The 18,995-nt window shown below is 70.3% G+C and carries 21 protein-coding genes; 7 read left to right on the top strand and 14 right to left on the bottom strand.

The window, feature by feature from the left end:
- Window positions 1-194: 194 nt before the first annotated feature.
- Complete coding sequence (locus E3T61_RS01560; protein WP_134639170.1) at window positions 195-1,235, bottom strand: hypothetical protein; 1,041 nt, start codon at window positions 1,233-1,235, stop codon at window positions 195-197.
- Window positions 1,236-1,269: 34 nt separating this feature from the next.
- Complete coding sequence (locus tag E3T61_RS01555) at window positions 1,270-2,301, bottom strand: hypothetical protein (RefSeq protein WP_134639169.1); 1,032 nt, start codon at window positions 2,299-2,301, stop codon at window positions 1,270-1,272.
- 116 nt (window positions 2,302-2,417) lie between these two features.
- On the opposite strand from E3T61_RS01555, the gene E3T61_RS01550 reads away from it, so the two are divergent.
- The 5 genes from E3T61_RS01550 to E3T61_RS01530 all read left to right on the top strand — a co-directional run bounded on the left by E3T61_RS01550 (window position 2,418) and on the right by E3T61_RS01530 (window position 5,595).
- Complete coding sequence (locus E3T61_RS01550) at window positions 2,418-2,771, top strand: iron chaperone (protein WP_134639168.1); 354 nt, start codon at window positions 2,418-2,420, stop codon at window positions 2,769-2,771.
- A 45-nt stretch (window positions 2,772-2,816) separates the two neighbouring features.
- A complete protein-coding gene (locus E3T61_RS01545; protein ID WP_134639167.1) occupies window positions 2,817-3,527 on the top strand; it encodes a potassium channel family protein in 711 nt (236 codons plus the stop codon).
- A gap of 200 nt (window positions 3,528-3,727) precedes the next feature.
- Window positions 3,728-4,228 (top strand): CarD family transcriptional regulator, encoded by a 501-nt coding sequence (locus E3T61_RS01540; RefSeq protein WP_066597804.1) that lies wholly within the window; start codon window positions 3,728-3,730, stop codon window positions 4,226-4,228.
- Between the two features lie 40 nt (window positions 4,229-4,268).
- Window positions 4,269-5,096, top strand: a complete 828-nt coding sequence (locus E3T61_RS01535; RefSeq protein ID WP_134639166.1) for an endo alpha-1,4 polygalactosaminidase — start codon at window positions 4,269-4,271, stop codon at window positions 5,094-5,096.
- Window positions 5,097-5,193: 97 nt separating this feature from the next.
- The gene (locus tag E3T61_RS01530) at window positions 5,194-5,595 is read left to right on the top strand and encodes an SPW repeat domain-containing protein (RefSeq protein WP_134639165.1); all 402 of its coding nucleotides are present in this window, start codon (window positions 5,194-5,196) and stop codon (window positions 5,593-5,595) included.
- A 289-nt stretch (window positions 5,596-5,884) separates the two neighbouring features.
- On the opposite strand, the gene E3T61_RS01525 is transcribed toward E3T61_RS01530, so the two are convergent.
- The 8 genes from E3T61_RS01525 to E3T61_RS01490 form a co-directional block, all read right to left on the bottom strand.
- Window positions 5,885-7,144: a sensor histidine kinase gene (locus tag E3T61_RS01525; RefSeq protein WP_134639164.1), complete on the bottom strand. Its 1,260-nt coding sequence runs from the start codon at window positions 7,142-7,144 to the stop codon at window positions 5,885-5,887.
- Window positions 7,141-7,809 (bottom strand): response regulator transcription factor, encoded by a 669-nt coding sequence (locus E3T61_RS01520; protein WP_174776968.1) that lies wholly within the window; start codon window positions 7,807-7,809, stop codon window positions 7,141-7,143. Before E3T61_RS01520 ends, E3T61_RS01525 begins: the two co-directional genes overlap by 4 nt.
- Window positions 7,810-7,853: 44 nt before the next feature.
- On the bottom strand, window positions 7,854-8,618 hold the full coding sequence (locus E3T61_RS01515; protein WP_241992337.1) for an FAD:protein FMN transferase: 765 nt from the start codon (window positions 8,616-8,618) through the stop codon (window positions 7,854-7,856).
- Between the two features lies 1 nt (window position 8,619).
- Window positions 8,620-9,120, bottom strand: coding sequence for an FMN-binding protein (locus tag E3T61_RS01510; RefSeq protein WP_134639163.1), 501 nt, complete (start codon window positions 9,118-9,120; stop codon window positions 8,620-8,622).
- Entirely contained in the window at window positions 9,117-10,526 is a 1,410-nt protein-coding gene (locus tag E3T61_RS01505) for a ferredoxin reductase family protein (protein WP_134639162.1), read from the bottom strand. The genes E3T61_RS01510 and E3T61_RS01505 overlap by 4 nt, the downstream gene beginning before the upstream one ends.
- A gap of 84 nt (window positions 10,527-10,610) precedes the next feature.
- Window positions 10,611-11,411: a membrane protein insertase YidC gene (gene yidC / locus E3T61_RS01500; RefSeq protein ID WP_134639161.1), complete on the bottom strand. Its 801-nt coding sequence runs from the start codon at window positions 11,409-11,411 to the stop codon at window positions 10,611-10,613.
- Between the two features lie 93 nt (window positions 11,412-11,504).
- A complete protein-coding gene (locus E3T61_RS01495; RefSeq protein ID WP_134639160.1) occupies window positions 11,505-11,855 on the bottom strand; it encodes a DUF6412 domain-containing protein in 351 nt (116 codons plus the stop codon).
- A 91-nt stretch (window positions 11,856-11,946) separates the two neighbouring features.
- A complete protein-coding gene (locus E3T61_RS01490; protein ID WP_134639159.1) occupies window positions 11,947-12,336 on the bottom strand; it encodes a DUF6855 family protein in 390 nt (129 codons plus the stop codon).
- Window positions 12,337-12,504: 168 nt separating this feature from the next.
- On the opposite strand from E3T61_RS01490, the gene ppk2 reads away from it, so the two are divergent.
- A complete protein-coding gene (gene ppk2 / locus E3T61_RS01485) occupies window positions 12,505-13,356 on the top strand; it encodes a polyphosphate kinase 2 (protein ID WP_134639158.1) in 852 nt (283 codons plus the stop codon).
- Window positions 13,357-13,378: 22 nt separating this feature from the next.
- On the opposite strand, the gene E3T61_RS01480 is transcribed toward ppk2, so the two are convergent.
- From E3T61_RS01480 to E3T61_RS01465, 4 genes are all read right to left on the bottom strand, one after another.
- The gene (locus E3T61_RS01480) at window positions 13,379-13,603 is read right to left on the bottom strand and encodes a three-helix bundle dimerization domain-containing protein (RefSeq protein ID WP_134639157.1); all 225 of its coding nucleotides are present in this window, start codon (window positions 13,601-13,603) and stop codon (window positions 13,379-13,381) included.
- A 158-nt stretch (window positions 13,604-13,761) separates the two neighbouring features.
- Window positions 13,762-15,213 carry a dihydrolipoyl dehydrogenase family protein gene (locus tag E3T61_RS01475; protein WP_134639156.1) on the bottom strand — a complete coding sequence of 484 codons (1,452 nt, stop codon included), beginning with the start codon at window positions 15,211-15,213 and terminating at the stop codon, window positions 13,762-13,764.
- Between the two features lie 80 nt (window positions 15,214-15,293).
- A complete protein-coding gene (locus tag E3T61_RS01470) occupies window positions 15,294-16,460 on the bottom strand; it encodes an AI-2E family transporter (protein WP_241992336.1) in 1,167 nt (388 codons plus the stop codon).
- A gap of 164 nt (window positions 16,461-16,624) precedes the next feature.
- On the bottom strand, window positions 16,625-18,379 hold the full coding sequence (locus E3T61_RS01465; RefSeq protein ID WP_134639154.1) for a pyruvate dehydrogenase: 1,755 nt from the start codon (window positions 18,377-18,379) through the stop codon (window positions 16,625-16,627).
- Between the two features lie 114 nt (window positions 18,380-18,493).
- Between E3T61_RS01465 and E3T61_RS01460 the strand changes: the two genes are divergently transcribed.
- Window positions 18,494-18,991 (top strand): glutathione peroxidase, encoded by a 498-nt coding sequence (locus E3T61_RS01460; RefSeq protein ID WP_134639153.1) that lies wholly within the window; start codon window positions 18,494-18,496, stop codon window positions 18,989-18,991.
- The last annotated feature ends 4 nt before the right edge of the window (window positions 18,992-18,995 follow it).

Genomic DNA, 18,995 nt, shown 5'->3' with positions numbered 1-18,995 from the left:
CCCACCACAGCGCGTCGAAAACGTCCCAGCTCCCGGCGTGCTCGGTGCGCACGGTCTCGAGGAAGTCGGGATCTCTCAGCGCCCGTTCGTACAGGTCGTCATGCTGTCGATTCATCGAAGCCCCCCTCGCCGCTGGGCACAGCCTGACACACCAACGCGGCCGCCCGCGCGGTTCGCCGGGCCGGCGCCCGTGATCAGGGTACGGTCGGCGAGCGGAGCGTCAACTGCGTGGATACCTCACCGGTGCGGCCCCAGATCACGGAGACATCGCCGATCATGTCACCGACCCCCTCCTCCACGAAGAAGTCCGGCCCCATGTCCGCCACGAAGTCGGCGCTCTCCCAATACAGGCGCAGCCCGGCCGCCGGGTACGCGGACTCGACCGCGCAGGTGGACAGGAAGCCGCTGCCCTCGGGCACGGCCACGAGGCAGAGCAGGTTGCCGACCGCCCGGGCCGCGTAGAAGGGCGAAGGACCGGCCAGATTCGCGTCTTCCGGCCAGCCGGCCGAGCCGAGATAGCGGAAGGAGTCCGGCTCGAAGATGGCAGACACCGCCACCGCCGGGATGTCCTTCGGGAGTTGGGCATTTGCGAACAGCGCCGCCGGGTTGGCGAGTGGGTCGATCGTGGCGCCGGCGGAGGGTGGCGGGGACTCGGCGCCGAGGCCCGTGACCGTGAGCCGGTTGCCCAGAAGCCCGCCGAGGACGGCGGCCGCGATCAGGGCCGCAACGAGGATCAGCGCCGGCAGGAGCCGGCGGCGGGTCGGCCGAACCGCCGAACTCCCGGCGGCATCCTCCGCATCGGCCGGGCGGATGCCGGGGTCGTCGGCCGTACTGCCGTCCTGGGTGCCGTCTGGGTCGCCGAGCGCCGGGTCGAGGTGCGGCCGCACGGCCGTGCGGCGCTCGAGGTCGGCGCGCGCGGCCACGATCGTCTCCGTGATGGCCGCCCGTTCGGCGGCGATCTCGGCCTCGAGCTCCCGCACCTCCTGGGCCACGTCGTGGTCGCCGGCGGCGTCGCCATCCGCCGCGAAGACCCGACGTTGCAGCGCCCGCAGCCGGAAGATGGGCGACGGGCTGCCGCTCGGGGCCGGCTCCTCCGGATGCCACTCCCACCAGAGCGCATCGAGCAGGCTCCACCGGCCGGTATGCGCCGCGGCGGCCGCGGCCAGGAACAGCGGGTCGGTCAACGCCAGGTCGTACGGATCGTCGTACAGGTTCTCGGCCAATGAAACCCCCATCATTGTTCTCCCCAGCCTGACACAGGCTCCCGGCTCAGGGAATCAGCGACCGCCCAGAGCCCCGCGTCTCAATCGTCGAGTCGCTCAACCACGCCACCGTGATGTCCATCACCATCGCCTGGCCGTCCTGTTCCATGGGCAGGAAGTCGGTGCTCTCCCAGGACAGCCGCAGGCCGGTCGAGGGGAAGTCATCCTCGGGGGTGCAGGTGGTCAGGTAGCCGGCGCCCTCCGGAACCACCACGAGACAGACCATGTTCTCCGCGCCCCTGGCCGCGTAGTACGGCGAGTCCGTCACCCCGTTGGCGTCGGAGTCCCGCCACCCCGCCGCGCCCAGATACCTGAACGAGGCCGGGTCGTATGCCGCGGGCAGCGGCACCCGCGGGATGTCCTGGCCGGTCTGCACACGCGCGAACACCTGCGCGGCGATCACCGGCACGGCCGACGGGGTGGCCGATCCGGTACTGCTCGCCGTGGCCGGCGGTGACTGGCCGCCCGGCCGGTTCGCGGCCGTGACCTGACTGCCCACGAGGGCGCCCACCACCAGCGCCCCGGCCAGTCCGGCGCCCAGCAGCACCCGGCGCCGCGGTGGGGCGGGATTGCCGGTCGGGCTGTCGGACGACAGGTCGGCTGCCTCGTCGGGGTCGGCGGGCCCGGCCGCGTCGTCACCGCCGACGTCGGCGGGGTCTGCGCCGGGAGTCAGCGGCGGCGGTCCGATCCTTGGCGCCGTCGCCCGGGTGTCAGCAGGGGCCTCCCCCGCTGCGGCGAGGGCCGCGCCGATCGCCGCCCGCTCGGCCGCGATCTCGGTGTCCAATTCGCGAGCAGCCTGAGCCACGGCGCCGTCGCCGGCCGCGTCGCCATCCGCGCCGAACAGCCGTCGTTGCAGGGCGCTCAACCGGGCCGCGGGCGACGGGCTGCCGCTCGGGGCGGTCTCGGCCGGATGCGACCACCACCAGAGCGCGTCGAGCACCGGCCACCGGCCCCGGTGCGCCGCCCTCACGGCGATCAGGAAGTCCGCGTCGGTCAGGGCGCGCTCGTAGGGGTCATCGTCACGCCGCGCCTGTGCCACGGGACTCCCCTCATTGGTGCGCACATCCTGCCACCATCCGGCCGATCCGTCCCGGCCGTGCCCCGGCCTGGCCCGCACCCTTGCCCGGTCTGCGCCACGGCTGCCACACTGACCTCATGGCCGAGCAACCCGAGAGCGTGCAGGCGTACATCGCGACCTTTCCGGTGGAGGCGCAGCCGGTGCTGGCGGGCATCCGCGCCGCCATTCTCGCGGCCGCGCCCGGCGCCACCGAGACCATCAGCTACGGGATGCCCACCGTGGCGCTCGACGGCCGCCGGCTCATCTATTTCGCCGGCTGGAAGCGACACGTCGCCCTGTACGCGATCGGCCGGCAGCACGCGGAGCTCGAAACCGAACTCGCGCCGTTTCGCGCTGAGAAGGACACCGTGCGGTTTCCACTGAACCGCCCGGTGCCGTACGACCTGGTCGAACGGCTCACCCGGGCCCTGATCGCGGCACGGTCGGCCTAGCCGGTCGCCATTGGCGGCGCCCCCGGCCGGTGGCAGGATGCCCCCATGACGGCGACCGAGATCCGCACGGACCGCTGGGGCGGGCCGCGCCAGGCCCGGTGGCAGCAGGCTGCCGACTGGCCTCTCACGATCGCCGCCATTCTCTTCCTGGTCGCCTATTCGGTGACGGTGATCGCGTCGGTCGATGTCGCCACCGCCGACGTACTGCGGATGGTCATCGTCATCAGCTGGGCGCTCTTCCCGGTGAGCTACGTCGTGGAGATCATCCTCGCCACGCATCCGTGGCAGTGGATGCTGCACCATCCGGTGAACCTGATCTTCGTGTTGCTGCCGCTGCTGCGCCCACTGCGCCTGCTGCGGGTCGTGGCGCGCAGCAAGCTCTTCCAGCAGTCCGCGGGCACGGCCTTCCGGGCCCGGGTGCTGGTCTACCTCGCGGGCGCGGCCATCCTGGTCACCTACATCGCCGCCCTCGCGGTGCTCGAGGCCGAACGGGCCTCTCCGGACGCCAACATCACTTCGTTCGGCGACTCGCTGTGGTGGGCGGCCGTGACCATCACCACCGTCGGCTACGGGGATTTCACGCCGGTCACCCTGCGCGGGCGCAGCATCGCCTCCGGCCTGATGCTGGGCGGTGTGGCGGTGCTGGGCGTGCTCACGGCCACGCTCTCGTCGTGGATCGTGCAGCGCGTGTCGACCCTCGAGGAACACCACGAGCAGCGGGAGGAGCAGCCCGAAGGGCGCGACCAACCCGAATAGGGCCAGCGAGGCGGGAATGATACACTCTCTGAATACCCTTAACGAACCGCTGTGCCATTTTCAGTCGTGCTGTATCCAGTGAGTTGCCCTGGGTGCGTCGAATCGGCTGTCGCAGCACTGCGGCGGAGCACGACCGGCGCCCCGCGCCGTCGTCCGGGTGATACGTCAACCACGCTCAACGAATTATGAGGCTGCATCAGATGATTTTCGAAGTCGGCGAGACCGTCGTCTATCCCCACCACGGCGCGGCAACCATCACCGCAGTCGAGACCCGCACGATCAAGGGCGTCGAGAAGCGTTACATCACGCTCACCGTGCACCAGAGTGACCTGGCCATCAACCTGCCCATCGACAACGCCGAGCTCGTCGGTGTGCGCGACGTCATCGACGCCGCCGGTGTCGAGGCCGTCTTCGACGTGCTTCGCAGCGATGTCGAGGAAGAGCCCAGCAACTGGTCGCGTCGCTACAAGGCCAACACCGAGAAGATGGGCAGCGGCAGCGTTTACCGCGTCAGCGAGGTCGTTCGCGACCTGTGGCGCCGCGACCGCATCTCCGGCGTCTCCGCCGGCGAGAAGCGGATGCTCATCAAGGCCCGCCAGGTTCTCGTGTCCGAGCTCGCGCTCGCGCAGAAGTCCACCGAGGAAGAGGCCTTCGTCACCCTCGACGACGTGCTGAACGCCAGCGTCGCCGAAGTCGCCTAGTTCACCACCTTTGTAGTTCATCACAGTGAAGCGTCGCCGGATGAGCAGCCTGTCGGTTGCCGTCCGGCGGCGTTTTTGTGTTCTCGGGGTACTGGTGGGCCTGGCACTGACCGGCTGCGCGGCCGGCTCGGCGAGCGCGTCCGGCCCGGTGCCGCCCCCGGTCGGCGGCGGCCTCGACTACCAGCTCGGCGGCGCCTACGACCCGCCCGCCGGGGTGGATATCGTGGTGCGCGACAGCACCGACGAGCCCGCCGACGGCCTCTACTCGGTGTGTTACCTGAACGGTTTCCAAACCCAGCCGGCCGACTCGGAGCGGATGCTCGAGGAGTCCCCCGAGCTGATCCTCACCGACGGCGGCGTGCCAGTGCGCGACGAGAACTGGCCGGACGAGCTGTTGTTCGACACCGGCAGCGCGAGCACGCGCACCGCCCTGGCCGCTCAGTTGCTCCCTCAGGTGACGGCCTGCGCGACGGCCGGCTTCGACGCCGTGGAGATCGACAACCTCGACTCGTTCACCCGGTCGGCCGGCCTGCTCACGGCCGAGGACAATGTTGCGTTCGCCCGCATCCTGGTCGCCGGCGCGCACGAGGACGGCCTGGCGATCGGCCAGAAGAACGCCGCCGAACTCGCCGGGCCGCTCTCCGACCTGTTCGACTTCGCCGTGGCCGAGGAGTGTGACCGCTGGCAGGAGTGCGGGCTCTACCGGGCGGCCTACGGCGACCGGGTGCTGGCTATCGAGTACGCCGACGACCTGCGCGAGGACTTCGCCGCGGCCTGCGCGGTTCCCGACCGACCACGGTCGATGATCCTGCGCGACCGGGACCTCGCCGTGGTGGGCACGGCCGACTACGTGTACGAGCGCTGCTGAGCCGGCGATCCCGGTGCGCGACCAATCCATCCGGGCGAGGGCAGCGAATCAGTGTCGTGAGGCGATCCGGCCTCCGGTCAAACACCAGGAGTTCGTCATGCGTTTCATTCCCACCAAGGTCCACGCGGTTCTCGACTACGTCGTCGCGGTCGCCCTCATCCTCGCCCCGACCATCTTCATGTTCGAAGAGGTCGGCGGCGCCGCCGTCATCATCCCCCGCGTCCTCGGCGTCGGCCTGATCCTCTACAGCCTGTTCACCCGCTACGAGCTGGGCCTGATCAAGGTCATCGGCATGCCGGTGCACCTCGTCTTCGACATTCTCGCCTCGGTCTTCCTGATTGCGTCGCCGTTCCTGTTCGGCTTTGCCGATGAGGCGCCGAACGCCTGGCTGCCGCACATTGCCGTCGGTGTCGCCGTGATCCTCGTCGTGCTGTGCTCGAAGAGCCAGCCCGGCGCGAGCGTCTCCGGCACGAAGGCGCACGCCAGCAGCGTCGCCTGACCCGAGCCTCGCAGACTGCGGCAGGCGCCCCCGGCACTGGGGGCGCCTGCCGTCTGTGCGTGCCCCATCACGCGGGTGTGTCATCCCCACGAGCCGACGCGTTGCGCGAAAGGACACTTGTGGCCACTCCACGGCAGCCCAACTGGCCCCAACTGCCATCTCGCCGCAGGCTCACTCCGCGAAAGGACACTTGAGGCCAGTCCACGCCAGCCCAACTGGCCTCAACTGTCATCTCGCGGGAGGCGCGCCGCTCGCGACTTGCGGGCGGGAACCTCACCCGCACAACCGGCTAGCGGGCTAGCGGCAAGCGGGCCACGACCGCGGCGCCGGCGGGGCCGGATGACTCGATGGCGACGGTGCCGCCGTGGCGCCGGGTGATCTCGGCCACGATCGCCAGGCCCAGACCGTAGTGCCGGGTGCCGCCCGGCTCGGTCGCCGCGGCCCGGCCGCTGTTGAAACGTTCGAAGGCGGTACCCACCATCTCCGGGGCGAAGCCGGCGCCGTCGTCGGCGACGCGCACGGTGGCGAATCTGCCGTCGACGTCGATACTCACCACGACCGATGCCTTGGCATGGTCGAGCGCGTTCGTCACCAAGGCCACGATCAGCCGCAGCAGCGCGGCCGGGGATCCGGGCACCACCACCGGCCCGGCGGCACCGGCCCGGCCGAGCGTGATCCCGCGGGCCGCTGCGTCGCCCCGCAGCATGTCGACCGCGTGCTCGGCTGTCGCGGTGAGGTCCACCGGTTCGGGGTCGGCGACGCTTCGGGGGTCCGCCGCGATCAGGAGGTCCTCGAGGATCCCGGTGAGCGCGCGGGTATCCGTCACGATCTCGTCAACGGCATCGGTGACATCCGGCGGCACCCCGGTCTGGTCGCGTCGCCGCAGCAACTGCGCTCGGGTGCTCAGCAAAGTGAGCGGGGTGCGCAGTTCGTGGCTGGCGTCTGCGACGAAGCGGCGCTGCAGCGCGAGGGCCTCGGCGAGCGGACGGATCGCCCGCCTGGCCATCCAGTAGGCCGCGACCCCGGAGAACGCCAACGCGACGACCCCGGCGGCGAGCAGCGCCACGGACAGCCGGTTGAGTTCTTCGGAGCTCTCGTGCAGGTCGAGGGCGACCTGCACAACCCTGGCACCTTCCCGGCCGTCCCTGACCGCCGTGGTGAGCAACCGGTACTCCTGCCCGTCGACCTCGCGCGTGCTGCGAACGTCACCGCCGCCCGCGGCGACCGTGGTCATCGCGTCGGTGTCGAGCAGACCGGCGGGCATCTCGGGCGACGACATCACCCGTCCCTCGTCGACGATCGACAAGTAGGTGCCCTCGGGTGCGTCCTGGGGAGAATCGATGCGGGTCGCCGCGTTCAGCGTCTGGGTGACGGATTCCGCGACGCTCGCCTGCACGATGACGAAGACCACGCCGCCTACAAGGACGAGCACCACGAGCATCAGCGCCGTGAACTGCAGGGTCAGCCGGAGCGAAGCGCCGCGCAGGTCGTCGCTGCGGCCGGGCGGGCCGGATGTGCGGTCGGGCCTGCGGCCGGGGGCGCCGGTCACGAGAGGGTCCCCAGCCGGTAGCCGATGCCCCGTACCGTGTGGATGGCTGCACGGCCGAGCTTCTTGCGCAGGTAGTGCACGTAGGTGTCGACCACTCCCACGTCGTCGGCGTCGGGGAACACGTTGGCGAGGAGGTCGGAGCGTTCGAAGACCTGCTGAGGGCGACGGGCCAGGCGTTCGAGCAGGTGGGCCTCGCGGTCAGAGAGGGTCACGACGGCACCGGCGGTCGTGGTGACGGTGCGGCTCTCGGTGTCCAGGGATCCGCCAGGAACCCCCAGGACCGGCACGGTGCTGGTGTGCCGGCGCAGCAGCGCCCGGATGCGGGCGAGCAGTTCGTCGATGTCGAAGGGTTTGGCCAGGTAGTCCTCCGCGCCGCGGTCCAGCCCCTCCACCCGGTCGGCCGGGTTGCCGAGCGCCGAGAGCACCAGGGCCGGCGTGAGGATGCCGCGGCCGCGCAGCCGGGTGAGCACGTCGAGGCCCTCCATCACCGGCAGACCCCGGTCGAGCACGATCACGTCGAACGGCTGGGTGAGCCCTTCGTGCAGGGCACGCTGGCCGTCGCGGGCGATCACGGTGTCGTAGCCTTCGTTCTGCAGCAGCTGGTCGAGCATCTGCACCAGGCGCGCATCGTCTTCGACAAGCAGCACTCTCGGACGATCGGCCATGTTCGAAGTATAGGGATCGGTGTCGTGCACCCGGCCCGGGTCGGTCATGCCGGCGAGAGCCCGCGCGCGTGTTGCAGGCGCGGGGTCGCCGTCAGGGCGCCGTCGGCGGCCACCGTCAGCACGTCGATGGCGAAGCGGGCTGTCGCGTCGTCGAGTTGCTCGCGGCCGCCGGCGAGAATCGCGGTGGCGAGGACGTCGGCCGTGATGATGTCGGTGGCGCGCACGGTGACCTGCCGGTAGACGGATGCCCCGCCGGCGGGCTGCGGGCCGCGTCGCCAGATGTGCTCGCCGCGTTCGGCGGTGCCTGAGGTCGCGAGGGCGCACCGGTCGCCGTCAAGCGTCAGCGTGGCGAGCAGCCCCGCCCGGTCGGCGGGGTCGGCGATGCCGATCGACCATGGGGCCCCGGCGAGCGTGCCGCGGCCCAGGATGTCGCCGCCCACGTTGAGCAGCCAGTCGGCTTCGCCGGCTGTGTCGAGCAGATCGGCCGCGGCCGCCATGGCGCTGGCCTTGACGATGCCGTTGAGGTCGATGACCCCGTCGGGGCGGTGCGGGGTGAAGGCCCCGGCGGTGCGGCTGCGCCACTCCAACGCGTCGGCGTAGCGCTCCCGCAGCTCGGCGGAGGCGTGGCGCAGTGCCAGGTCGCCGCGCGCGACGCGGGAGAGTTCCGAATCGGGCCGGTACAGGCTGAACCGGCGGTCGTAGTCGTCGAAACCGGCCTCGACGGCGTGCAGCACCGCGGCGCCGGGCAGAGCGCCGGCGAAGCGGAGGCTGACGGTGGTGCCCATGGTGTCGAACACGTGCACGGTCATCTCAGAGCCCGGCCTGGTCGAGGGCGGACTGCAGCGAGGTGAGGTAGCCGTCGCTGGTGTAGGTGGCCCCGGAGACGTTCTGCACGTTCGCCGACTGGGCGGTCAGCACCTCCTGCCGCAACACCGGTGCGGCGCGGTTGCTGATCTGCACCGACCTCTGGTCGTGGTCGGTGAGTTGCAACGCGGCGACGTCGGTGATGGTGCCGTCGGCGACGGTGATCTGCACCTGCACGGCGCCGAACCGGGTCTGGGCGGCGGCGCCGGTGAAGGTGCCCGAGGCACCGGCCGCCTGCTGCGGGGTCGCGGCGGCGGCACTGGACGGGGTCGGCGTCGCCGCGGTGGCCCCACCGGTGGTCGAGCCGGAGGTGGACCCGGTAGCCGGCGCCGCGGCATCCAACGATTGGGACACCGACTGCGGGTGGGTCACCACACCCACCTGCCATCCGGCGGCCAGCACGGCCGACGACGAGAGGATGCTCAGGACGATCGCGCGGCGTCTCACCAGTCGAACCTTTCTACGTGGATCTGGCTGTCGGGCAACCCGGCGGCCCTGGCGTCCCGGATCACGAGGTCGGCCCAGGATTGCGGGCCGCAGACGTAGAGGTCGGACTGCAACAGGTCGGGGAACACCGAGGTGATGGTGACGCCGCGAGAAAGCGCCTCGGCCGACATCCAGGTGGCGAGTCCGCGGGGGCGAGCGCCCATCATGGAGAAGATCGGGTTGCCGCGCATGCTCGGCAGGGCACCGATCTCGTTCCAGAGGTAGCTCTGTGTGGCGTCGGTGGCGCGCAGCAGCACCGTCGCCTCACCCGGGCGCAGGGCGGCGTGTTCCAGCATCGAGCGCACCGGGGTGATTCCGATGCCGGCGGCGACGACGCTGACCTTCGAGGTGCTGCGGTGCTCGTCGGTGAAGATGCCGTACGGGCCTTCGATCGAGACCCGGGTGCCCGGTCGCACCCGGCCGAGGGCGTCGCTGCCTCGGCCCAGGGAACGCACGGTGATGCGGGCCGAACGGTCGGTGGGCACCGCGGAGAAGGAGATCGGGTGGGCGTGCCACCAGGTGGCTCCGGTCCAGAACCGCCAGATCGCGTACTGCCCGCCCTGTGTCTGCAGCCGGTCCAGCTGGTGCCCGGTCAGGTGCAACGACACCACCCCGGGGGCGATCGGTTCGACAGCGGCCACCCGGATGTCGTGCCTGGCGCTGCGGACGATCGGCACGAGGAAGCGGAACACGGCGATCGAGCCGAACGCGAGCACGTACAGCGCGATCCAGTAGACACGCTGCAGGGTGCCCTCGGCCAGCACCGCACCGGCGCTGAGCTGGTGCGGCAGCGCCACGAGCACGGCCGCGTAGCTGAGCAGGTGGATGGCGTGCCAGACCTCGTAGGGGAACCGACGGCGCACCGCGACCACCGAGGAGACCACCACGGCCACGAGCAGGCCGAGGCCCAGGTAGGCCAGCGCCATGTCGGGGCCCTGGAAGAGTGCGATGGTCTCGGTGACCACGTTCGACCCATCTGCCAGCGCGTAGCCGATGGTCAGCAGCAGGCCGTGCGCGAGGATCAGGTAGAGCGCGGGCTTGCCCAGCCGCCGGTGGAAGGCCATCGCCGTGTCCTGACCCACGATCCGGTCGATCACGGGGAGGCGAGCGGCGAGCACCAGCATCACCAGGATCAGATCGGTGCCGACCAGCCCGGTCACGATGCCCGCGGCGGTGAGGCCGGAGGCGAGGTCGGTGACCTGGGCCAGGCCGCCGTAGGCCAGATACAGCGCCACGGCCATCGCCACCGACGACCAGCACAGCGCCACCATCAGGTCGGCAGCACGCAGCCGCCGGCGTGACCGGATGCGGCGGCCCGGGTCGGCGACAACCCGGGCGACGGGTGAAGGTGCCGTGCGAAGCGACATCGGTGCTCGATTCTGCTGGAGAGGCTTGTTCTGACCCTTCCTACGGTCCTCCCGATTTCTTCCAGGATTCTTAGTGCAGACGACTCAGCGGGCGGGGCGCAGAATCCGCCAGAGCAGGGCCCGCTCGGTGACGCCCCAGACCGCGCTCACCGTGAGGTAGATCGCCGCGGCCAGCGGCACGAAGGCCGCGAAGACCACGCTGATCAGCGGCAGCCAGCTGAGCACGCCGGTCATGGTGGCTTGCGCGGCGGGCGAGAGCGCACCGGGCGCCGTCGGCGCGACGACCGCCGGGCCCGGGGTCGACGCGGCGGATGCGGCGGATGCTGCGCCCTGGGCGAGCATCAGCCGGCGGCTGAGAAGCTGGGCCACCAGCAGTACGACGAGCAGCAGCCCGCCGACCAGGAGCACCGTCGGGGTGGGCCCGGCGCCCCACCCGGTGAGGATGCTGCTGCCCAGCGGGCTGCCGAACAGGCCGCCGGCGAGCAGCGCGTTGTCGTGCCCGTTGATGGTGCCCAGCACGAACAGGCCGTAGACGATCGAGAGGATCGGTGCCTGCACCATGAGCGGCAGGCAGCCGGCCAGGGGCGAGGCATTCTCGGCCGCGTAGAGCGCGGCCGTCTCGCGTTGCAGCCGTTCGGCGTTGCCGCCGTGCAACCGGCGGAGCTCCGTGAGGCGCGGAGCGAGCCGCTGTCGTTGCTGTTGTGCCCGTGCCTGCGACACCCCCACCGGAATGAGCACCAGGCGCAGGAGAAGGGTGAGCACGATCACGGCCAGGGCCGCCGCGTTCGCCGCGGCGAACGGTGTGAGGAACAGGGTCAGGTTGTGCAGCACTGCATAGGCAGCGTCAAGCACGGCCGCGATGGGGCCGAAGTCATAGATGTTCAAGGGAAACTCCCGGTCGGAATACGGAAAATGGGAACCGTATGGTCGCGACAGGGTTGCGGGCACCCGGCGGGTGCTGCGCGCAAGAAAGGGTCCCTAGGCGACCGGGAGGGCGCGGCCCGGAGCGCGCGGCTGGGGCTTGCCCGGCGCATCCGGAACGCCTTGGCCGACCTGGGAGGCCAGCTCGGGGTACGGCCTGGCCACCGGGGTGGGCGCGCCGGTGAGCAGCATGACCAGGATGGCGAGCACCTGCTGGGCCGCACCGGTGACGGCCACCGCCGAGGCGGCCAGGGTGAACAGGGCCGCAAGGGCGAGCACCTCGCCGAAGCCGCGGCCGCCGAGGATCAGCGCGCCAAGGCCGAACCCGGCACCCAGGCTCAGGCCCAGTGCCACCGACAGGCGGGCGGTCGGGGAGGCCAGCGGCGGCAGCAGCAGGCGAGCACGCATCCGGGTCCCCTTTCGTCGGTCGGTCGGTTCGGCCAGCCTAGCCGGACTGTGCCCGGTCAGGGTCGGAGTATCGGTCGAGCGCGGGTCGGACTCAGAGCGCGCGCATCGAGTTGTTGCGCTTCTCGTGGGTGAGCTCGGCCAGGCCCAACTGCTCGAGCAGCGGCGGCAGGTACATGCCGAACCGGCCACGGTAGCCGTTGCGGAGGCCGTACCAGCCGCCGACCGGGTTGTCAGCCGAGCGGCCCCACGCCTCGACGCTGCCCTCCGGTGCGGGCTTCTTTTCGTCGCTGGCACCGAGCGGCACCCAGTCACCCTGCTCGACGAGCCAGGCGTGCAGGTCGTCGATGGCCCTGGCCTGGTACTTCAGCGTGGTGGCGCCCACCTGGCAGATGAGTTCGTCGCCCTCGCGGTACATCGAGTAAGTCGAGGTGCCGGGTGCCGTCGTGAGCTGCCACGGGTCTGCGGCCGTTCCGTCATTCATGGGGTCTCCGCTCATCGGCGCTTTTCGGCGCTCATCTGCACTCATCGGCGAGGGCCGGACACCCGGCGGCTCGGTCAGCGCCAGCCTAGGCACTGTCGGCACAAAACTCTACGGCGCCCGCCGCGCCACCGGGTACGCTGAGCGCACGTGAACCAGGAAGGACCGCGCATGGCGAAGAAGGCTGCAACCGGCACTCCCCGCATGAACAAGAAACTCTACGAGGTCGAGCTTCGCCGATTACAGGCCGAGCTCGTGACCATGCAGGAGTGGGTGCGCGAGTCCGGCGCCCGGATCGTGGTGATCTTCGAGGGTCGCGATGCCGCGGGCAAGGGATCGGCGATCAAGCGGGTCACCGAGTACCTCAATCCCCGCATCGCCCGGATCGTGGCGTTGCCGGTGCCCACCGACCGTCAGCGCGGTCAGTGGTACTTCCAGCGCTACATCGAACACCTGCCCACCGCTGGTGAGATCGTGCTGATGGACCGGTCCTGGTACAACCGTGCGGGAGTCGAGAAGGTGATGGGCTACTGCACACCCGACGAGTACCGACGTTTTCTGCACCAGGCGCCGTTGTTCGAACGGATGCTGGTCGAGGACGGCATCATCCTGCTCAAGTACTGGTTCTCGGTGTCCGACCACGAGCAGGAACTTCGCTTCAGGTCCCGGCTCAAGGACCCGATGCGACGCTGGAAGCTCTCCGAGACCGACGTGCTCTCGATCACCAAATGGGTGGACTACTCCAAGGCCAAGGACGAGATGTTCGTGCACACCGACATCGCCGAGGCACCCTGGTGGGTTGTCGAGAGCGAAGACAAGCGCGCCGCGCGCCTCAACATGATCAGCCATTTCCTGTCGATGGTGCCCTACGAGCACATGGAGCCGCCGCTGGTGCGCATCCCGCATCGGCCGCCGGCCTCGGACTACGAACGGCCGCCGCGGGAACTCAACCGGCCGGTGCCTGACCACGCGGCCCGCATCACCGAACTGGCCGCGGAGGCCAAAGCCAAGAAGAAGGGCTGAGCCAGGCTGACGTTGGCGCCGGTCAGTGGTTGGCGCCGGCGGCGGACTGGCGCAACCGCGCCTTGGCGCCGTGTTCGATCAGCACGGGCACGTAATCGCGGATCGGTTTGCCGTCAAGCAGGTGGCGTTCCTCGGTGACGACGTCCTCGATCAGTGACCGAGGTCGATCGGGAAACTTCTCGGCGAGCCTGTCGACGACCTGCGACACGGCCTGATCTTCATGGTCTTGACGTTCGACGTTGTCCACGGGATCAGTCTGCGACCGATGGAGCGCCCGGTCAACTTCGGCGGCACGCGGCGGCGGCGGATCGTGCACGGACGTGCAGCCGCGTCGGCCGCGCAACTGTTGCCCGAGCGGACAATCGCGCCCGGCGTACCGGGCGAAATTGTCCGCAGCGGGAACAGTTAGGGCTGGGCAGCGGAAGCGGCCGGGGCGGCGGCGGGGGCGGCCTCGGCCAGGAGGGTGCGGGCGGCGAGGCCGATGATGGCGCTGTAGGTGGGGTAGGCGAACCGCACGTGGGCGAGGGTGGCCACGTCCACGCCGGCGGCGATGGCTGTGGTCACCGATTGCACCACCTCGATCGCGTTCTCGCCCACCGCGTGGGCGCCGAGGATCAGTTCCCGGCGCCGGTCGGAGATCAGCATCAGGAAGCCGCGTTCCCGGTCGTCGATCACGGCCCGGTCCAGGCTCGCGTACGGCACCGTCGCGACGACGCAGAGCGGGTCCCTGGCGCGCGCCTGCTCCTCGGTGAGCCCCACCCCGGCGTAGTCGGGGTCGGTGAACCCGCCGGCGGGCAGCAGGTGGTGCGGGGTGCGGCGGTTGGTGCCGAGCACCGCGTTCTCGGCCGCTGCCTCGCCCTCGAACTGGGCAGCCTGCACGAGCATGTCCCGGCCGTTCGCGTCGCCCACGGCGAAGATGTGCGACACCTCGCTGCGGAAGTACTGGTCGACGGGGATCGCGGAGCGCTCGGTGGTCACGCCGGCGCTGGCCAAGCCCAGGTCGTCGACATCCGCCGGCCATCCCGTGGCCATGATCACGGCGTCGAACTGCCCGGCCACCGGCTCACCGGCGACACGCCAGGTGAGGGTAATCGAGCCATCCGGCTGCTTCTCGAGCGATTCGACGGTGTCGATGCCGGTGTGCACCCGGGTGCCCTGCTCGCGGAAGGCGGTGGTCACGCCCGCAGAGACGGCGGCGTCCGACGCCATCAGGATCCGCGGCGCCACATCGAGCAGGGTCACCCGCGAGCCGAAGGAGCTGAAGATCGTCACCAGCTGCGCGCCGGTGTTGCCGCCGCCGATCACAGCGAGGCGTTCGGGCAGGGCGGGCAGGTTCAGCACGTGCTCCGGCACCGTGGCCAGGTCGGCTCCGGGGATCGGCAGCCGGCGAGAGTGACCGCCGACGCAGATCAGGATGTTGTCGGCGCTGATGCGGCGTCCGCTCTCCAGCAGCACCGTGTGCGGGTCGACGAACCGGGCGCGGCCCTCGAGCACCAGGTCGACCCCGGCGTCGCTGAACCGCTCGGCCTCCCGCTTGATCGCCCGTACCCGATCGACGGACTCGGTGACCCGGGCGGCCGTGGTGCGCCAGTCGAACCGGGTCACGGCGGCCTCGATACCGTAGGTTTCGGCCGTGCGCACCTCGCGCATCAACCGGGCCGCTTTGGCGAGCGCCCGGGTGGGCACGCAGCCGGTGTTCACGCAGGTGCCGCCGGTGCGATCGGCCTCGACCACCACAACCCCGGCGCCCAGCTCGGCCGCGCGGAGGGCCGCGGCGGTGCCGGCCGGGCCGGCGCCGATCACGAGCACGTCGTAGTGCGCACGCGGCTCGGTCGAGAGGTCGGGGCGAGCGGTCATGGGAGCCTCCTGGCAGCAGATCGGATCACCGATCCTGCCAGCGGGTCCTGGGAAATGGCCCTGACCAGCACCGGCCAGTGCTACTCCTCAGCTTTCTTGGCCGCCCGGCCGGATCCGGACTTGGCCGCCCGGCCGGCCTTGCGCAGTGCCCGCTGCCTGGCGTCCTCCACCTTCATCAGTGTGCGGGTTTCGTCCAGGTCGCCGATCAACGGCCGCCACCAGGCGGCGGCGGGGTCGGCATCCACCAGGATCGTGCGCACCAGCAGGGTGAGCGGGATGGCGAGGATCGCCCCGATGGCGCCCAGCACGATCGCCCAGAACAGCACGGAGGCGAAGGTGAGCGACTGGCTCAGCGCCACTGCGTTGCCGACCACCCTCGGTTGCACGATCGATTGCACGACCGCGTTGACGATCGCGTAGATCACGATCACGGGCAGCGCGAGCTCCCAGCCTCCGGTGAGGAATGCGAAGACCGTGGGCGGGATGATGGCGATGAAGTAGCCCACGTTGGGGATGAAGCTGCACAGGAACGAGAGCAACCCCCAGAGGAACGCGCCCGGCACCCCGAGCAGGACCAGCGCCAACGCGTTCAGCGCGCCCTGCGCGATGCCCAGCAGCGTGGTGGCCACCATGTACCGGCGCACGCTGGAGGCGAAGTTGGTCAGGGCCTCCACCAGGGTCGGCCGGGCCGGCCGCAGCTGCGTGAGCAGGGTGGGCAGGTAGCCCGCATCCGCCGCCATCAGGATCAGCATGGTGAGCACGATCACCAGCGCGACAGTGATGTTGGTGATGCTGCCGAAGAGCCCGGAGACCACCGGAACCAGGTTGCTGGGGTCGAAGCTCGCTTCAACGGCCTGCACCTGCGCAGTGCCGAAGCCGATGCCGTCCAGCCAGGTGGCCACGGAGGCGCCGATGTCACTGAGCTGGCTGGAGAACTGGGGCAGCAGGGCCGCGAACTGGCCGAGGGCGAGCCCGAACGCGGCCACGAATGCGGCGAGCACGATGAAAACAGTCGCCACGACCGACCCTGTGGCCAGGCCCCGTGGAACACCACGCCGCTCGAGGCCGCGTCGCACCGGGTGAGCGCAGATGGTGAGCACCAGGGCCAGGAGGATCGGCGCCGCGATGCCGGCGATCGCGGCCACACCGAACACCGTGACGGTGGCACCGCCGAGCCCGATGAGGATCGCGGTGTTGCGGTACGAGATCACCGGCGGGGCGGGGATCACCACAGACTCCGTACCCATGTCGGCTGGAGGCGATTGCGGGGCGTCCTGGGCACGTGATCGGGTTCTGGATCGGCGTCGCCACATGAGGACTCCCTGCTCTGCGTCGGTCAGCGTCAGGCACAGTGTCCTCCCCCGCAGCCCGCCGCGGCGTCACCCGTTTCGGGTGAGGCGTGCGTCTGCCGTCAGAGCCCGGGCAGGTGACGGATGTTCGAGCGCGCCATCTGCACGGCCTCGCCGACCCCGCCGTTCAGCACGGTCTTCGACAATGCAAGGGCGAAGCCCTTCACCTGCTTGGCGGTCACGTTCGGCGGCAGCGAGAGGGCCAGCGGGTCGGTGACGATGTCCACCAGGGCCGGCCCCTCATGGGCCAAGGCCTCCGAGAGGGCCGCCCGGAGCGCACCGGGGTCCTCGACCCGCACCGCGAAGAACCCGAGAGCCTTCGCCACGGCGGCGTAGTCGACGGCGGGCACGTCCACGCCGAAGTCGGGGTAGCCGTCGACGAACATCTCCAGCTTCACCAGCCCCAGGGTGGAGTTATTGAACACCACCACCTTCACCGGCAGTTTCTGCGCGGCTATGGTGATGAGCTCGCCGAGCAGCATGGCCAGGCCGCCGTCGCCGCTGATGGTGACGACCTGGCGGTCGGGGTAGGCGCTCTGGGCGCCGATCGCCTGCGGCACAGCGTTCGCCATCGAGCCATGCAGGAACGAGCCGATCAGGCGGCGGCGGCCGTTGGGGGTGAGGTACCTGGCCTGCCAGACGTTGCCCATCCCGGTGTCCGCGGTGACGATCGCGTCGTCGGCGACGAGTTCGTCGAGCATCGCGGCGGCGAACTCCGGGTGGATCGGCCGACCGTGGTCGACATCCGTGTAGGTGCCCACAACCGAGGTGAGCAGCTTGTCGTGCTTCTTGAGGGTGCGCTCGAGAAATGACCGGTCGGTCTTCTTCGTCACCAGTTCGGTGAGGGCCCCGAGAGTGGCCGCCACGTCGCCGTGCACCGGATGCGTGACGCTGGCCCGACGGCCCAGGTGCGATGGGTCTGTATCGACCTGCGCGATGATCACCTTGTCGCCGTCTGGCAGGAACTGCTCATAGGGGAAGTCGGTGCCGAGCAGCAGCACCAGGTCGGCGTCGTGGATGCCGGCGTGCGCGGCACCGTAGCCGAGGAGCCCGGTCATTCCCACGTCGAACGGGTTGTCGTACTGGATCCATTCCTTGCCACGCAGGCTGTGTCCCACGGGAGCAGCGACGAGGTCGGCGAAGGCGACGACGTCATCGTGGGCGCCGGCCACCCCGGCCCCGGCGAAGATCGCGACGGTCTTCGCCCGGTTGATCGCGTCGGCCAGGGCGCGCACATCGGCCGGGGCGGGCAGCACGGTGGGCCGGCCCGGCAGCACGAACCTGGGCACCGGGCCCGCGGCGTCGAGTTCGGCGACGTCGCCGGGCAGGGTGACCACCGCGACACCGCCGAGGGCGACGGCGTGCCGCATGGCGGCGTTGACCACCTTGGGCGACTGCTCGGCGGAGGAGATCAGCTCCCGGTAGTTGGAACACTCCACAAAGAGCCGGTCGGGGTGGGTCTCCTGGAAGAAGCTGCTGCCGATCTGCCCGGTCGGGATGTGGCTGGCGATGGCCAGCACCGGCGCTCCGCTGCGGTGCGCGTCGTAGAGCCCGTTGATCAGGTGCAGGTTGCCCGGACCGCAGCTGCCCGCACACACCGCCAGGCGCCCGGTGAGCTGGGCCTCGGCGCCGGCCGCGAAAGCCGCGGCCTCCTCGTTGCGCACGTGCACCCAATCGATGCCGCCCTTGGCGGCCCCGCCGGTACGACGTACGGCGTCGACGACGGGGTTGAGGCTGTCCCCCACGATGCCGTAGATGCGACGCACCCCGGCGTCGATGAGTTGGGCGATGAGCTGGTCTGCGACGGTCTGAGCCATCGGTCCAGTAAACCTCGCCGACCCGAGGCCGACATATCGCGATTGCGCACAATCAGGGAACTCACAGGGCCCCGTAGCCGGGCGTGTTCCTACTCGGGTCCCTAAGCTTCAGGCATGAACCTTCGCGATATCCCCTTGACCACCGCAGCCGGTCGCACCGTGACCCTCGCCGACTACGCCGACCAGGTTGTACTCATCGTGAACGTGGCCTCGAAGTGCGGTCTCACCCTGCAATACGCGGCTCTCGAGGAGCTGCAGAAGACCTACGGCGACCGCGGCTTCACCGTGCTCGGTTTTCCCTGCAACCAGTTCAAGGGCCAGGAGCCGGGCAGCATGGAGGCGATCCTTGACTTCTGTTCCACCACGTACGGCGTCACCTTCCCGCTGTTCGACAAGATCGAGGTCAACGGCGCCGACCGGCATCCGCTCTACGCAGCGTTGACCGAGACGGCGGATGCGGACGGTGTCGCCGGCGATGTCGGCTGGAACTTCGAGAAGTTCGTGGTCACCCCCGCCGGAGCCGTGCACAGGTTCCGCCCGGCGACGGTGCCCGATGCGCCGGAGATCATCAGTGTGATCGAGTCGGGGCTGCCCGTTTCGGCTCCGGCGTAGCCTC

The sequence above is a fragment of the Cryobacterium lactosi genome, from assembly GCF_004403945.1.
Lineage (GTDB): Bacteria > Actinomycetota > Actinomycetes > Actinomycetales > Microbacteriaceae > Cryobacterium > Cryobacterium lactosi.
This window is presented reverse-complemented; position numbering and strand designations above follow the sequence as displayed.